The organism is Ralstonia sp. 110700041-2, from assembly GCF_056280165.1.
Genome location: NZ_JBSFAI010000008.1, coordinates 162,527 through 178,324 on the forward strand (window position 1 = coordinate 162,527; position 15,798 = coordinate 178,324).

A 15,798-nucleotide genomic window follows, 5' to 3' on the forward strand; every position below is an offset into this window, starting at 1 on the left:
CGCCCGCCTTCTTGTGTTTAGCCTTCTTGGACTTCGACGAAGTCATCACCGCCGCGAGCGGCTTCAACCACTTCCTGGACCGCGTTGGCGCGGCCTTCCAGGATCGCGTCGGCCACGCCGCGCACGTACAGAGCAACAGCCTTGCTCGAGTCGTCGTTACCCGGGATGACGTAGTCGATGCCTTCCGGCGAGTGGTTTGTGTCAACCACGCCGATCACCGGAATGCCCAGCTTGGCGGCTTCGGTCACGGCAATCTTGTGGTAGCCAACGTCCACCACGAAGATGGCGTCTGGAATGCCGCCCATGTCCTTGATGCCGCCAATGGACTTCACCAGCTTGTCCATTTCGCGTTCGAACATCAGCGCTTCCTTCTTGCTCATGGTTTCGGTCGCGCCGGCTTCCTTGGCGACTTCCATGTCCTTCAGGCGCTTGATCGAGGTCTTGACCGTCTTGAAGTTGGTCAGCATGCCGCCGAGCCAGCGGCTGTCAACGAACGGCATACCTGCGCGAGCCGCTTCTTCAGCCAGGATCTCACGCGATTGGCGCTTCGTGCCGACGAACAGGATGGTGCCCCGGTTGGCTGCCAGTTGGCGCACGTACTTCAGTGCGTCCTGGTACATCGGCAGCGTCTTTTCCAGGTTGATGATGTGAATCTTGTTGCGATGGCCGAAGATGAAGGGGGCCATCTTGGGGTTCCAGAAGCGGGTCTGGTGGCCAAAGTGGACACCGGCTTCCAGCATTTCGCGCATGGTCACGGACATGAAATTCTCCAGTCGGGTTAGGTCTAAAGCCGCCTCAGACATCTTTCGCATGCGATACGAAAAACACCCGCGGTGAAGCGGCTCGCGATTTCAAGCGCCACCGGCCACATGACCGGCAACTGCTTAGCCAGCGATTATAGCGGCAAAAACCCAATCGACTCAAGGCCTTCCGAGCCTTCGCGACAAACGGCCCGAGGCTGGCGCCGAGCGCCCGAAAACCCCGGCCCGGGCGCTTTGGTGCGATAATTCACACTTTAGCCACGACGCGGCGCTTCGCGCGCTTGCGTGCAGAAAGAGTCACAGCATGGCCGTTACCATTCACACTGCCGAAGACATTGCGCACATGCGCGTCGCCTGCCGGCTCGCGTCCGAAGTCCTGGATTACATCACGCCGTTCGTGACGCCCGGCGTGACCACGGGCAAGCTGAACGAGCTGTGCCACGCCTACATGCGTGACGTGCAAGGCACTGTGCCGGCGCCATTGAACTATGCCCCGCCGGGCTATCCGCCCTTCCCGGCATCGATCTGCTCGTCGGTCAACGACGTGATCTGCCACGGCATTCCGGGCGACAAGGTGCTCAAAAGCGGCGACATCGTCAACCTCGACATCACCGTCATCACCAAGGAAGGCTATTACGGCGACACCAGCCGCACCTTCGTCGTCGGCGAAGGGTCGATCCTGGCCAAACGCCTGACGCAGGTCACGTTCGAATGCATGTGGAAGGGCATTGCGGCCGTGCGTCCGGGCGCGCGCCTGGGCGACATCGGCCACGTGATCCAGCAGCACGCCGAAGCCGCCGGCTACAGCGTGGTGCGCGAATATTGCGGCCACGGCATCGGCAAGAAATTCCACGAAGATCCGCAGATCCTGCACTACGGCCGCCCGGGTACCGGGATGGAACTGAAGGCCGGCATGATCTTCACGATTGAACCGATGATCAACGCGGGCAAGCGCGACATCCGCACGATGCCCGACCAGTGGACCGTCAAGACGCGTGATCGCAGCCTGTCGGCGCAGTGGGAACACACGCTTCTGGTGACGGAGACTGGCCACGAAGTGCTGACCGTGTCCGCCTTGACGCCACCGGCACCGGAATTCGTACACGAAGGCGCTCCGGCCACGGCCTGATCCTAACGGGCGAGCCGCACCGTCAGCGGCAGCAATGTCACGCTGATCTCGCCCCGCACCGGCTCAACCCCTGCAGCGACCGGCTCATTCCGGTCGCTGTTTCATTCACGCTCCACTCATGCCCTCTGCTGCCGCCGCTCCTGCCGAAGAAGCCCATCCGCGCGACGCCCTGAAAACTGAGCGCGCGCACCTGTTCGCGCAGTTCGACCAGCACGCCAACGTTCAGCAGCTCGTGACCAAGCTGGCACGCGCGGTGGACCGTGCGCTCGTGCGTCTCTGGCAGGAAGAGCAGATGCCCCCCACCTGCGCGCTGATTGCCGTGGGCGGCTACGGGCGCGGCGAGCTGTTTCCGCATTCCGATGTGGACATCCTCCTGTTGCTGCCAGGCACCGCAGACAAAGCCTTGGAGGCCCGGCTGGAGGCCTTCATCGGCCGCTGCTGGGACATGGGGTTGGACATCGGCTCCTCGGTGCGCACGGTTGACGAGTGCATCAAGGAAGCCGCACAAGACGTAACAGTACGCACGTCGCTGCTGGAAGCGCGTCTGCTGACGGGCGACGAAGGTTTGTACCGCACGTTCGAGACGCACTATCAAGGCCATCTGGACGCCGCAGATTTCTTCCAGTCGAAACTGCTGGAGATGCGCCAGAGGCATGCCAAGTACCAGGACACGCCGTATTCGCTCGAGCCGAACTGCAAGGAAAGCCCCGGTGGTCTGCGCGACCTGCAGGTGATTCTGTGGATGACGCGCGCGGCAGGTTTCGGTTCCAGCTGGAACGAGTTGCTTGCCAACGGCCTGCTCACACGCCGTGAAGCACAGGAACTGGTGAGCAACGAGCGCCTGCTCAAAACCGTGCGTGCGCGTCTGCACCTGCTGGCCGGGCGTCGTCAGGACGTGTTGGTGTTCGACCTGCAGACGCAGCTGGCCGAATCGTTCGGTTACCGCCCGACCACCGCCAAGCGCGCGAGCGAACAACTCATGCGCCGCTATTACTGGGTAGCCAAGGCAGTCACACAGCTCAATACCGTGGTGCTGCAGAACATCGAGGCGCGGCTGTTTCCGAGCGAGCTGGGTATCACACGCAAGATCAACGATCGTTTTGTCGAGCGCCAAGGCATGCTCGAAATTGCCGACGCCGATCTCTACCAGCGCGAGCCGACGGCCATTCTTGAAACGTTCCTGCTGTACGAGCAGACGCGCGGCATCAAGGGACTGGCAGCCAGCACGCTGCGGGCGCTCTACAACGCCCGGACGTTGATGGACGCCAAATGGCGCAAGGATCCGGCTAATCGCGCGCTGTTCCTGTCGATCCTGCAGCAGCCGCAGGGCATCACGCACGCGCTGCGCCTGATGAACCAGACCAGCGTGCTCGGCCGCTACCTGGTCAACTTCCGTCGCATCGTCGGGCAGATGCAGCATGACCTGTTCCACGTCTACACGGTCGATCAGCACATCCTGATGGTGGTGCGCAACATCCGCCGCTTCGCCATCGTCGAGCACACGCACGAGTTCCCGTTCTGCAGCCAGTTGATGGCGAACTTCGACAAGCCGTGGGTGCTGACCGTGGCGGCGCTGTTCCATGACATTGCGAAGGGGCGCGGCGGTGACCACTCCGTGCTCGGCATGTCCGACGCACGCCGCTTCTGCAAGGAACACGGCATCGCCAAGGAAGACGCCGACCTGATCGTCTGGCTGGTCGAACACCACCTGACCATGAGCCAGGTCGCGCAGAAGCAGGACCTGGGCGATCCCGAAGTCATCCGCCATTTCGCTGATCTGGTCGGTACCGAACGCCGGCTGACCGCGCTGTATCTGCTGACCGTTGCCGACATCCGCGGCACCAGCCCAAAGGTGTGGAACGCCTGGAAGGGCAAGCTGCTGGAAGACCTGTATCGCATGACGCTGCGAGTGCTCGGCGGTGCCACCACCGACCCGCACGCCGTGCTCGAAGGCCGCAAGGAAGAAGCGCGCGCGCTGCTGCGCCTGGCCGCGCTGGACGACACCGCGCACGAGGCGCTGTGGAAACAGCTCGACGTGGGCGTGTTCCTGCGCCACGACGCGCGCGATATCGCCTGGTTCACGCGGCACTTCTACAACCGTGTCGACACGACGATCCCGATCGTGCGCGCACGCATTTCACCGGCGGGCGTGGGCTTGCAGGTGGCTGTGTACTCGCCGGATCGGCCCGATCTTTTTGCGCGCATCTGCGGCTACTTCGAACGCAAGAGCCTGACGATCCTGGACGCCAAGATCCACACCACCAAACACGGCTACGCGCTCGACACCTTCCAGGTGGCCGACCCCAGCAGCGGCCTTGTGGAGCCCGGGCATTACCGCGACATCATCACGCTGGTCGAACACGAACTGGCCGAACAGATCTCGCGCGAAACCGCCCTGCCGGAGCCGCCGCGGGGGCGCATCTCGCGCCAGTCGCGCAGCTTCCCGATCAAACCGCGCGTCGACCTGCGGGCGGACGAGCGCGGCCAGTATTACCTGCTCTCCATTTCCGCGACCGACCGCACCGGTCTGCTCTACGCCATTGCCCGCGTGCTCGCACACCGCCGCGTGTCGGTACACACCGCGCGCATCAACACGCTTGGCGAGCGCGTGGAAGACATCTTCCTGGTCGACGGCACGCGCCTGACCCAGGACAACAAACTGCAGCTCGAACTTGAAAGCGAGCTGCTTGATGCGCTCGCCATCTGAGCGCCAGCCTTACCGGTCTAGATTCATGACTACCGATTCCGATGATTTTCCGGGCGACGACGACAAGCACCGCGCCAGCGACCCGACTCAGCGCGCCACCCGCCCGGGCAAGCGCGCCACGCTCGGCGTGCGCCGCGACGACGAAGGCAATGCCGTACGCTCCACCACCGGCAAGCCGCTGCGCTCATCCGACCTGAACCGCGAGCGCCAGCCGCTGCGCCCATCGCAGCGCCGGCCCAAACCGGAAGAAGGCGCCGGTAAGCCGCCGCGCCCCGCGCGCCCCCCGCGCCGCGACGACGACGGCCAGACGCGCGAAGCCAAGCCGCGCCGCATGCAAGGCGATCGCCCGCCGCGACGCTTTGATGATGAGCGCCCGCCGCGTCGATTCAACGAAGAGCAACGACCGCCCCGCCGCTCCGACGACGAGCGTCCGCCGCGACGTTTCGAAGATCGCCCACCTCGCCGGTTCGACGACGAGCGTCCGCCGCGCAGGTTCGACAACGACCGTCCCCCGAGACGCTTTGACGATGAGCGCCCGCCGCGCCGGTTCAGCGACGACCAACGGCCGCCTCGTCGTTTCGATGAGGAGCGCCCACGCCGCTATGGCGACGATCAACGCGCGCCGCGTCGTGATGGCGACCAACGCCCTCCGCGACGCTTTGACGAAGAGCGCCCGCCACGCCGGTTCAATGACGAGCAGCGGCCACCGCGCCGCTTCGACGAAGAGCGCCCCCCGCGCAAGTTCGGTGACGATCAGCGCCCGCCCCGTCGTTTCGATGACGAGCGCCCGCGCCGCTATGGCGACGATCAACGCGCACCGCGTCGTGATGGCGACCAACGTCCGCCGCGCCGCCTTGACGACGAACGCCCCCCGCGCCGGTTCAGCGACGACCAACGTCCGCCCCGTCGTTTCGATGACGAACGCCCGCGCCGCTATGGCGACGATCAACGCGCGCCGCGTCGCGATGGCGACCAGCGGCCTCCACGACGCTTTGACGATGAACGCCCGCCGCGCCGATTCGACGACGAGCAACGGCCGCCGCGGCGCTATGGCGATGACCGGGCTCCGCGTCGCTTCGATGACGAACGCCCTCCGCGTCGTTTTGACAACGACCGACCACCGCGTCGCTTCGATGATCGTCCGGCACGTCCGCAACGGCCCGAGCGCGAGCGTGAGGAACGCGCTCCGCGTCACGCCGAGGAGCAGGCACCGCGCCCGGCGCAGCAGACCGAATCGAGCGGACTGGTCCGTCTGTCCAAGCGCATGTCCGAACTGGGGCTGTGCTCGCGCCGGGAGGCCGATGAATGGATTCCGCGCGGCTGGGTGCTGGTGGACGGCGAGCCCGTCACCGAACTGGGTTCGCGCGTCAAGCCGGATGCGATCATCGAGATCCATCAAGCTGCGAGATCCGAGCAAGGCGAGCGCGTCACCGTGCTGATGCACAAGCCGGTCGGCTATGTGTCAGGCCAGGCGGAAGACGGCTATCAGCCGGCGGTTTCGCTGTTCGTGCCGGAAAACCAGTGGGAAGCCGACCCCACGCGCAAGCGCTTCGCGCCGTGGCAGCGCAGGGCGTTGGCGCCGGCCGGTCGACTGGATATCGACTCCACCGGCTTACTGGTGTTGACGCAGGACGGCCGTGTGGCGCGCCACCTGATCGGCGAGGATTCGACGGTCGAGAAGGAATACCTGGTGCGCGTGGTATGGCATTCGCCGGACGGCGTGGTCGAGCGCGACATCTCCAAGGTCTTCCCGGAAGAGCTGATGGAGAAGCTGCGCTTTGGCCTGTCGCTCGACGGCGAAGCACTCAAGCCCGCGAAGGTGAGTTGGCAGAACGAAGAGCAGCTGCGCTTCGTGCTGCGCGAAGGCAAGAAGCGCCAGATCCGCCGCATGTGCGAACAGGTGGGACTGGAGGTGGTGGGCCTCAAGCGCATCCGCATGGGCAGCATCGTGCTGGGCGACCTGCCGGTCGGTCAGTGGCGCTTCCTGGGGCCGTTCGAGAAATTCTGAGGCAGCCTCTGCCACAAAGAAAGAACCGGTCAACGCATTGCACGCTGACCGGTTTTTTTGTGCCCGCTGTCTACATTACAGATGCGGCGCCTGACAAGCTGCACCCGCGGTGTTGGCCGATGCAGGCATGCCGAACACAGCTTGCGCGCCGCAGCGCGAGCCGAACATCTTCGCCTGGTCGTGGCCTACGCCAACCACTTCGTGCGCCTGGTGATTGACGCGCTTGCGTCCCGCCATGTGGCGCTCGTAGCGCCAGTAGTTGCGTGCGCGATCCACGCGCGTCGGGCCTTCGGCCTCGGCACCGCACAGCTTGTCGAGCACGCGGTGGTTCGGATCGTTGTCGCTCGTGCCGGCAAGGTACGTCACGTGGCGCTGCGCGTAGCGGTTGAACAGCTGGCGGCCGGTCTTGCCGGCGGCATACGGAACCATGTCGACCATGCCGTACTTGTAGTGATCGTAGTCGGGGCAGACGCTGGTGCTGTAGCGCGCAAAGCCCTTGCCGCTCGGACGCTCCGGCGTGAAATACAGATATGACGAGGGGTTGGCGACCACGTAGCGCAGGTCGATGCCGCGCTTGCGGATCACCTCGTCGACGTTGTTGAGCACAGCGTAGCGTTGCACGATCTGGCCACCGCCCGAGTGGCCTGCCACCGTTACGCGCTTGACGTTGGGCGCGCGTGCCGGGTCGGTCACGTAGCCGATCAGGTCATCCAGCACCTTGAGCGAACTCAGGTCCGTGTAGGGTGCGTTGGTGGCGTTGAAGCCCCCGATCCAGCCGTCCACCGACCACACGGGCATGCCGTCGAAACCCTTGCCCTCATCGGGCGTGCCGGGAAAGTTCGGGGCAATCAGCAGGACCTCGTCGGGATTGCGGCCGCTGGCCTGGAGCAGATCGGCGCCAGCGGTGTAGTAGTCGTTTCCGTTGCGCTGCAGGCCGTGCTGAACGAATACGACTTCGCGGATGCCGCTCAGGTCGCCATCAAGCGGATGGTTTGCATAGACAGGGAAATCGTAGGCCACCGCATCCGTACCCAGACGCACGCGTTGCCAGACTGGGCTCTGAGCCTTCTGGGCAACCGGTGCGGCCGCCGGCGTTTCCGGTGCCTGCGGCCCCGCGCACGCCGCCACCCCCAGCATCGCCGTCATGGCCACACCAAGCGCCAGCCGGCGCCAGCCCCTCAAACCATCTCGCCTCATATCGTCTCCGTGGTGGATGAAACACGCGTCCACCCGCCCCCGCAGATGCGACGCTGCCGCAGTCTCGATCAGTCGTCGTGATTGGCGGGCAATTCCGGGAACAGCACTTCGGTAAAGCCGAAGCGGGTGAAGTCCTTCACGCGCATGGGATACAGCACGCCCTGCAGGTGATCGCATTCGTGCTGGACGACGCGCGCGTGGAAGCCCTCGGCAATACGGTCGATGGCGTGGCCGTGCTGGTCGAAGCCGGTATAGCGCAGGCGCGTGTAGCGCGGCACCACACCGCGCAGGCCGGGTACCGAGAGGCATCCTTCCCAGCCCTCTTCCATCTCGTCCGACAGCGGCTCGATGGTGGGGTTGATCAACACCGTCTTCGGCACGGCCGGTGCATCCGGATACCGGTCGTTACGATCGAACCCGAAGATGACGACCTGTAGATCCACGCCGATCTGCGGGGCTGCCAGACCGGCACCGCGCGCCGCATCCATGGTGTCGAACATGTCTTCGATCAGGGCAGTCAGTTCGGGCGTGTGGAAACGCTCGACCGGCTTGGCAACGCGCAGCAGCCGGCTGTCGCCCATCTTGAGGATGTTTCGGATCATGCCTGGTCTCCCGCCGGTTTTTTTAACAGCGCGAGCATACCCGCTTCGTCCAGAACCTTCACGTTCAATTCTTCGGCTTTGGCGAGCTTGCTGCCGGCATCTTCTCCGGCGACAACGTAGTCGGTCTTTTTCGACACCGAACCCGATACCTTGGCGCCTGCCGCTTCCAGCATGGCCTTGGTTTCGTCACGCGTGAGGTTCGGCAATGTGCCGGTCAAAACGACCGTCTTGCCGTCCAGCACGCCTTCTTCGGCGGCCTCAGCAGGCATGGCAGCGAGCAACTCGCCGCGCAGCGCGTCGAGCTTCGCCAGTTGCGCGCGATGGTCGTGCGAGGCGAGCCATTCAAGCAGCGATGCAGTCACATCCGCAGGCAGGCCAGCCAACTGATCGGGCTCAACGCTGGCCAACTGGGCAAGCGTTGGCGCTGCCACGGCCAATTGCTTTGCGCGCGTGGCGGTCAGCTTGGGCACGCCCAGCGTGGCGTACAGTTCGGCCGGCTCCAGCTTCTCGCGCAGCTTCGCGTTGGGCGCATGCTCGCCTTGCGGTGCAACACCGGCTTCGAGCAGCGCATCGAGCGCCTGCTGGTTCTTCGGCTCGGCAAAGAAATCGGCGATGGCTTCAGCCACCGTGGCACCCACATCGGGCAGCGCCAGCAGCAGCGGCGCAGGCGCACGCCGGATCATGGCCAGGCTGCCGAGCCAGTCGGCAAGCGTCTTGGCGGTCGACTCGCCCACGTGGCGAATGCCCAGCGCAAACAGGAAGCGCGCCAGCGGCGGCGTCTTGCTGGCCTGGATGCCCTCCAGCAGATTCTCGGCCCACTTGGTGGCGATCTTGCCTGCGGAAACCGTCTCGGGCGTCACGCCATCACGTTCGTCCGCACGGCGCTTCATCTCCAGAAAATCTTCGAGCGTGAGCTTGTACAGGTCGGCAATGCCGTGCACGTAGTCCAACTCGACCAGGTTGTCGATGTAACGCTCGCCCAGGCCTTCGATGTCCATCATGCGGCGACCGGCAAAGTGGCGGATCGCCTCCTTGCGCTGCGCCGAGCAGAACAGGCCGCCGGAGCAACGGGCCACCGCCTCACCCTCTTCGCGCACGACGTGCGAGCCGCAAACCGGGCACGTCTTCGGCAGTTCGAATGGCGGGTACTTGGGCTGCTGCTGCGGATTGAACAAGTCGCTGCCCGGGACGTCATCCAGTGGGCGGCGATCAAGCACCACACTCACCACCTCGGGAATCACGTCGCCCGCGCGCCGCACGATCACGGTGTCGCCCACGCGTACATCTTTGCGGCGCACTTCGTCTTCGTTGTGCAGCGTCGCATTGGTGACCGTTACCCCGCCAACAAACACCGGCACCAGCCGCGCCACCGGCGTGATGGCGCCCGTTCGGCCGACTTGCACGTCAATAGATTCGACCGTGGTCAGCGCTTCCTGCGCCGGATATTTGTGCGCAACCGCCCAGCGCGGCTCACGTGAGCGAAAGCCGAGTTCACGCTGCAACGCGAGCGAGTTGACCTTGTAGACGACGCCGTCGATGTCGAACGGCAAGCTGTCGCGCTTGGCCCGGATGGCCTCATGGAATCTGACCAGGCCTTCACCGCCCGCCACAGCCGCGCGTTCATTACTGACCGGGAAACCGAACGCCTGCAGCACGTCGAGCATGCTGGAATGCGTGCCGGGCATGCCCTTCCAGCCGGCCACTTCGCCCAGCCCATAGGCGAAGAACGACAGCGGGCGCTCGGCAGCCATCTTAGGATCGAGCTGGCGGACGGCACCGGCTGCGGTATTGCGCGGGTTGACGAAGGTCTTGTCACCGCGCTCTCGCTGGCGGGCGTTGAGCTTCTCGAAGTCGTCGCGGCGCATGTAGACCTCGCCGCGCACTTCCAGCACGTCGGGCACGTGGCCATCAACTGGCGACAGCCCCAGCGGAATCTGGCGGATCGTGCGGATGTTCTGCGTGACGTCTTCGCCGGTGGTGCCGTCGCCGCGCGTGGCCGCCTGCACGAGATAACCACGCTCGTAACGCAGGTTGATCGCCAGGCCATCGAACTTCAGCTCGGCGGCGTATTCCACGGGCGGATCGGTGTCATCAAGGCCCAGCTCGCGCCTTACGCTGGCGTCGAACGCGCGCGCGCCGTTTGCGGTGGTGTCGGTCTCGGTGCGGATCGACAGCATCGGGATGACATGCCTGACCGCCGCAAATTCGGGCAGGACAGCGCCACCGACCCGCAGCGTGGGCGAATCGGGTGTCTTCAGCTCGGGGTGTTCGGTTTCCAGCGCTTCCAGCTCGCGATAGAGCCGGTCGTATTCAACGTCGGGCACACTGGGCTGGTCGAGCACGTAGTACTCGTGGGCGTAGCGGTTCAGCTCGGCGCGCAGCCAGGCTGCCCGCGCCTCGGGCCGGTCTTTTGAGGGCGGTCCGGACGCGGGTTCTGCAGTCTTGCTCATCGTGCGTCCGTCAGTGGCTGAACAGGCGCACCGCGGTGCTGGAACCGGCCGGGATGCCGCGCGATTCGAGCTTGTCATACAGCACCCGCAGATGCTTCTGGATGGCGACGAACGATTGCTCCGTCAGCGGACGCAGGTTGTCATCCACGACCTGCGCACCCATGCGCTGCGACAGCGTGTAGGCGTATTCGCACACCAGCTTGAACGGCTTGCTCGACTCTTCCGCCACCGGCACATCGAGCAACAGCGTGATCTGTCGGCCGGCCTTGATGGTCAGGTCATCGCGCAGGAAATTGGTGTCGCCAAACTGCAGCGTGAACAGTGCGCGCTGCACACCGTCGCCCCCCGCATGGAAGCGCGTGAAGCGCGTGCCGTCACGCGAGAGCACGAGGCCGTCTTGCGTGGCCACCGTCTGCACGTATGCTGCCGACCATGGGGCGCCGTCGGAGATCACGCTCACGCCCAATTGCACATCGCACTCGGCGGCAAACGCGTCGAGTTCGCGCGCGTTGGAAATCGTCTCGTTCATGTCCGGCAGTTCCGGCACGGCATCTGCCGCCTCCGACAGCGGATCGATCGCGTTGATGAATTCCGAGAACTCCAGCGCATTCAGCGGGCCCGTGCGATTGGCCAGTTGCACGGCCACCTGCACGTCCAGGTAGCGCTGCCCGGCGCGGATGGCTTCCCACGCATTGGCGGCGGGGTTCAAGCCTTCCACGTGGATCTGCTTGGTGCCTGCGCGGCGCAGCTTGGCGAGCGACGGCAGCAGACGGTCGCCCGACACTTCTCGATCCGGGTGCAGCGGCACGATGCAGTCGATCAGCGGATCGATCACGCCATTGGCCGGCTCCAGCGAACCCGGGGCGGGTTCGGCAATCTCTCCGGCCTCGGCGGCTTCGAGCGCGGCATCGTCGCCCGAGGGTGTGAGTTCGGCGCCAATCACGCCGGCTTCGGTTTCGGCGCTGCCCGTGGCGGGCGTGTGCGTCTTCGCCGAGAAACCGGGCTCGAGACGCGGTTCGACGCGGTTGATTTCGTCGCGCTCGCCACCGAGGGCCGGTTCGGCGCGCTCGGTCCAACCGTCGCCGCGCGGTGTCTCGTCGACGGGCGGGTTGTACGCCTCGGGGCCTCGCGCCTTGCGGATCTGCCACTGGTTGTACACAACGATCACCAGCACAAACACCACGCCGGCGCCCAGCAGGGCCATCACCAGGTTGTTGTCCTGCATTTATGCAGCCTCCGCCATGGTCAGCGCGGCATCCATATCCACCGCCACGATCCGGGACACACCTTGTTCCTGCATGGTCACACCGATGAGCTGTTGCGCCATTTCCATCGCAATCTTGTTGTGAGAAATAAAAACGAATTGGGTCTTGTCGGACATGCGCTTGACCATGTTGGCGTAGCGCTCGGTGTTGGCGTCGTCCAGCGGCGCGTCCACCTCGTCGAGCAAACAAAACGGGGCCGGGTTCAGCTGGAACATCGCAAACACCAGCGCAATCGCGGTCAGCGCTTTCTCGCCGCCCGACAGCAGGTGAATGGTCGAGTTCTTCTTGCCCGGCGGCTGCGCCATCACCTGCACGCCCGCGTCGAGAATCTCCTCGCCGGTCATCATCAGCTTGGCCTGGCCGCCGCCGAACAGCGTCGGGAACAGCTCGCCAAAGTGATAGTTGACCTGGTCGAACGTGCCTTGGAGCAGCGCGCGCGTTTCCTGATCGATCTTGCGGATGGCATCTTCCAGCGTGGTGATGGCGTCGGTCAAATCGGCCGATTGCGCATCCAGGAAGCCCTTGCGCTCGCGCGCCGCCGCCAGCTCGTCGAGCGCGGCCATGTTGACCGGGCCGAGCGCGTTGATGGCGTTGTTGATGCGCGTGACTTCACCTTGCAGGTACGAAGGCTTCAGGTCGCCGGTCAGGCGTTCGGCCAGGACGGCCTCGTCCACGTTGGCAGCGGTGAGCTGCTCGGTGAACTGCTCCTGGTTCAGGCGCGCGGCCTGCTCCTTCAACTGCAGCTCGGTAATACGATCGCGCAGTGGTTGCTGGCCGCGCTCGGCGCTCAGGCGTTGCTCGTCGTGCGTGCGCAGTTGTGCGGTGAGTGCATCCAGTTCCATGCGCGCCAACCCGAGCTTTTCTTCCTTCTCGGCACGGCGCTCCAGCGCTTCCTGCAAACCGGTATGCGCGGTCTGCTCGTTGATGGTCTCCAACTCTGCGCGCGCGTTCTCCAGCGTCAGCACGATCTGCTGCGCCTGATCGCTCGCCACCTGGATGTTGCGCTTCAGTTCGGCAATGCGGTTCTGCAGATTGCGCTCGGCAAAGTGGGCTTCCTGTGCGCCGCGCTCCTGGTCGCGCAAGGCGTTGCGCGCATCGCTCAGGCGAACTTCGAGCGCCTCGAACGCCTGCTGGCTGTCTTCAAAGCGCGCCTGCATATCGGCGAGTGCCGCATCGTGCTGTTCGAAGGCCGCTTCGGACTCGGCACGGATGGCACGCTGCTCTTCGATCTGCGCGCGAATCTCTTCCAGCTCGCTGTCGATCTGGCCGCTGCGCGCGTTGTAGCGCTCCATCGCTTGCGACAGCTTGAGCACGTCCATCTGCAGCACGTGCACGCGGCGCGTGGCCTGCTCGGCGCGGGCCCGCACCTGCGTGAGGTTTTGGCTGGCCTGGCTGTACGCCGCTTCGGCGCGCACGGCAGCGCTCTTAGCCTCGTCGGCCAACAGCATCTGCGCACGCACCTGTTTGTGCAGGTTTTCGATTTCCTGCGCACGCGCCAGCATGCCGGCCTGCTCGGAATCAGGCGCGTACAACTGCACCGACGACCGGCCAATCAAGTGCCCGGCCTTGATGACGAACGTGCCGCCTTCCGGCAGCGTCTGACGCGCGGCGAGCGCGGCCTGCATGTCGTCGGCGACATAGACGTCGGCCAGCCAGTCTTGCAGCACGGCACGAATGCCCGGCTCCGTCACTTGCACCAGCGACATCAGCGGACGCAGCCCCGCCGGCGCTTCCACCGGACGCGCTGCAGGCGGCGGCGCATAGAAGGCGAGCTTGGCGGGCGGCGCGTCAGCCGCAAACGCCTTGATCCAATCGAGGTTGGAGACTTCGAGCGCGCCAAGCTTTTCACGCAGCACCGCTTCGAGCGCGGGCTCCCAGCCCTGCTCGATCTGCAGCTTCTTCCAGAAGCGCGGCAGCTCGCTCAGTTCATGCTTGGCCAGCCACGGCTGGACCTTGCCGTCGGTCTGCACGTTCTCCTGCAGTTGCTTGAGCGCGGCAAGGCGGGCTTCCAGGCTGGCAATGGCGGCGGCTTCCGATTGCACGCGGTCTTGCGCGGCACGGCGTGCCTCGTCGAGCTGCGGCACCTGTGTCTCGGCGTCTTCCAGCGCGGCCTGCGCTTCGGCCAACACTTCTTCCTGCTCAGCCAGTTCGGCACGCAGCGTTTCGAGTTGCACGTCATCCGGCTTGTCGAGGCCGGAGGACTCCTGCGTCAGACGTTCGCGGCGCTGCTCAAGCTGCAGCAGGGCCTGGTCGGCATTGCGCTGGTGCGCGGCTTCGAGCTTGAGCGCCTGTTCCGACTGCAGGATCGCGGCGCGCTGATCGTTCAGCGCGGTCTGCGCGTCCCGCCATTGCGCCTCCATGCCGGGCAGTTCGTCGGCTTTGCGCGCGACGTCTTCGGCGGCCTGCGCGGCACGCTCCTCGGCCATGGCCAACTCTTCCTCGGCCGCGGCAAGGTCTTCCTGCGCCTGATCGCCCTGCGTATGCCACTGCTCCTGCTGCGCGGTCAGCGTGGCGATCTGCTGCTGGATGCGGTTGCGCGATTCCACCACGTAGCGGATCTCGGCTTCCAGACGGCTGACTTCGGAGTTGGCTTCGTAGAGCGCGCCCTGCGCGGCGTGCATCGCATCGGACGAGGCGTAATGCGCAACGCGCATCGTTTCGAGTTCAGCCTCGATATGGCGCAACTGCGCGGTCTGCGCTTCCAGGTCGATCTGCGCCTGTTCGATGGCGCGCTGATGGCGTTCCTGCTCGCCTTGCGCTTCACGCTTGCGCAGCAGCCACAGCAGGTGCTGCTTCTCTTCGCCGTCGGCCTGCAGCGCCTGGAAGCGCTGCGCGACTTCGGCCTGGCCCTCAAGCTTTTCGAGATTGGAGCCGAGTTCGCGCAGGATGTCTTCCACGCGTGTGAGGTTTTCGCGCGTATCGGACAGACGGTTTTCGGTTTCGCGGCGGCGCTCTTTGTACTTCGACACGCCCGCGGCTTCTTCCAGGAAGATGCGCATGTCATCGGGCTTGGCCTCGATGATGCGCGAGATCATCCCCTGCCCGATGATGGCGTAGGCGCGCGGCCCCAGGCCCGTGCCGAGGAAGATGTCCTGGATGTCGCGGCGGCGCACCGCCTGGTTGTTGATGAAATACGACGAGGTGCCATCGCGGCTCAGCACGCGCTTGACCGCCACTTCGGCGTACTGGCTCCACTGGCCGGCGGCGCGGCCTTCCGCGTTGTCGAACACGAGTTCGACGCTGGCGCGGCCAGCCGGCTTGCGCTGGGTCGAGCCGTTGAAGATGACGTCCTGCATCGATTCGCCACGGAGTTCCGCGGCGCGTGATTCGCCGAGCACCCAGCGCACGGCGTCGATGATGTTGGATTTACCGCAACCGTTCGGGCCGACGATGCCGACAAGCTGGCCCGGAACATGGAAATTGGTCGGATCGACGAAAGACTTGAAGCCTGCGAGCTTGATCGAAGAGAGGCGCACGTTGTGTTCGTCTCGAGGGGATCAGAAAAGGGGGATAAAGCGGGCGCCCCAGGAGCGCGCCTTTGTCATCACACCAACGCCGTGCGGCGCGGACTGACAAGGGACGCCCAGGGGCGCGGATGGCGCCATCATACCATTCGCACCCTAGCCTCCCGCCAATCAAATCGCTACAAAAATGGACGAAATTTGCAGCGCGGGAGGCG

General features: G+C 65.0%; 9 protein-coding genes. 3 read left to right on the top strand and 6 right to left on the bottom strand.

The genetic code is table 11. The annotated features are described in order from the left end of the window. Positions 1–17 precede the first annotated feature (17 nt). Entirely contained in the window at positions 18–761 is a 744-nt protein-coding gene (rpsB, locus tag ACUXH0_RS13950; RefSeq protein WP_004626667.1) for a 30S ribosomal protein S2, read from the bottom strand. Between the two features lie 304 nt (positions 762–1,065). Between rpsB and map the strand changes: the two genes are divergently transcribed. From map to ACUXH0_RS13965, 3 genes are all read left to right on the top strand, one after another. Continuing rightward, complete coding sequence (gene map, locus ACUXH0_RS13955; RefSeq protein ID WP_012435451.1) at positions 1,066–1,890, top strand: type I methionyl aminopeptidase; 825 nt, start codon at positions 1,066–1,068, stop codon at positions 1,888–1,890. 118 nt (positions 1,891–2,008) lie between these two features. Further along, positions 2,009–4,597, top strand: a complete 2,589-nt coding sequence (locus tag ACUXH0_RS13960) for a [protein-PII] uridylyltransferase (RefSeq protein WP_012435450.1) — start codon at positions 2,009–2,011, stop codon at positions 4,595–4,597. After that, a complete protein-coding gene (locus ACUXH0_RS13965) occupies positions 4,581–6,605 on the top strand; it encodes a pseudouridine synthase (protein WP_012435449.1) in 2,025 nt (674 codons plus the stop codon). The genes ACUXH0_RS13960 and ACUXH0_RS13965 overlap by 17 nt, the downstream gene beginning before the upstream one ends. Before the next feature lie 75 nt (positions 6,606–6,680). On the opposite strand, the gene ACUXH0_RS13970 is transcribed toward ACUXH0_RS13965, so the two are convergent. The 5 genes from ACUXH0_RS13970 to smc all read right to left on the bottom strand — a co-directional run bounded on the left by ACUXH0_RS13970 (position 6,681) and on the right by smc (position 15,595). After that, positions 6,681–7,802 carry an alpha/beta fold hydrolase gene (locus ACUXH0_RS13970; protein WP_012435448.1) on the bottom strand — a complete coding sequence of 374 codons (1,122 nt, stop codon included), beginning with the start codon at positions 7,800–7,802 and terminating at the stop codon, positions 6,681–6,683. A 68-nt stretch (positions 7,803–7,870) separates the two neighbouring features. Further along, positions 7,871–8,404: a peptide deformylase gene (def, locus tag ACUXH0_RS13975; RefSeq protein WP_004626657.1), complete on the bottom strand. Its 534-nt coding sequence runs from the start codon at positions 8,402–8,404 to the stop codon at positions 7,871–7,873. Then, positions 8,401–10,854, bottom strand: a complete 2,454-nt coding sequence (gene ligA, locus ACUXH0_RS13980) for an NAD-dependent DNA ligase LigA (protein ID WP_182594125.1) — start codon at positions 10,852–10,854, stop codon at positions 8,401–8,403. Before ligA ends, def begins: the two co-directional genes overlap by 4 nt. A gap of 10 nt (positions 10,855–10,864) precedes the next feature. Then, complete coding sequence (locus ACUXH0_RS13985) at positions 10,865–12,079, bottom strand: cell division protein ZipA C-terminal FtsZ-binding domain-containing protein (RefSeq protein ID WP_012435446.1); 1,215 nt, start codon at positions 12,077–12,079, stop codon at positions 10,865–10,867. Further along, positions 12,080–15,595: a chromosome segregation protein SMC gene (gene smc, locus ACUXH0_RS13990; RefSeq protein ID WP_012435445.1), complete on the bottom strand. Its 3,516-nt coding sequence runs from the start codon at positions 15,593–15,595 to the stop codon at positions 12,080–12,082. It lies immediately after the preceding gene. Between the last annotated feature and the right edge of the window lie 203 nt (positions 15,596–15,798).

What these genes read in the sequence shown, in the direction of transcription:
- ACUXH0_RS13960 (WP_012435450.1), top strand. Translation starts at nt 2,009, where the DNA reads ATGCCCTCTGCTGCCGCCGCTCCTGCCGAAGAAGCCCATCCGCGCGAC.
- ACUXH0_RS13970 (WP_012435448.1), bottom strand. Translation starts at nt 7,802, where the DNA reads ATGAGGCGAGATGGTTTGAGGGGCTGGCGCCGGCTGGCGCTTGGTGTG.
- rpsB (WP_004626667.1), bottom strand. Translation starts at nt 761, where the DNA reads ATGTCCGTGACCATGCGCGAAATGCTGGAAGCCGGTGTCCACTTTGGC.
- def (WP_004626657.1), bottom strand. Translation starts at nt 8,404, where the DNA reads ATGATCCGAAACATCCTCAAGATGGGCGACAGCCGGCTGCTGCGCGTT.
- ACUXH0_RS13985 (WP_012435446.1), bottom strand. Translation starts at nt 12,079, where the DNA reads ATGCAGGACAACAACCTGGTGATGGCCCTGCTGGGCGCCGGCGTGGTG.
- ligA (WP_182594125.1), bottom strand. Translation starts at nt 10,854, where the DNA reads ATGAGCAAGACTGCAGAACCCGCGTCCGGACCGCCCTCAAAAGACCGG.
- map (WP_012435451.1), top strand. Translation starts at nt 1,066, where the DNA reads ATGGCCGTTACCATTCACACTGCCGAAGACATTGCGCACATGCGCGTC.
- ACUXH0_RS13965 (WP_012435449.1), top strand. Translation starts at nt 4,581, where the DNA reads ATGCGCTCGCCATCTGAGCGCCAGCCTTACCGGTCTAGATTCATGACT.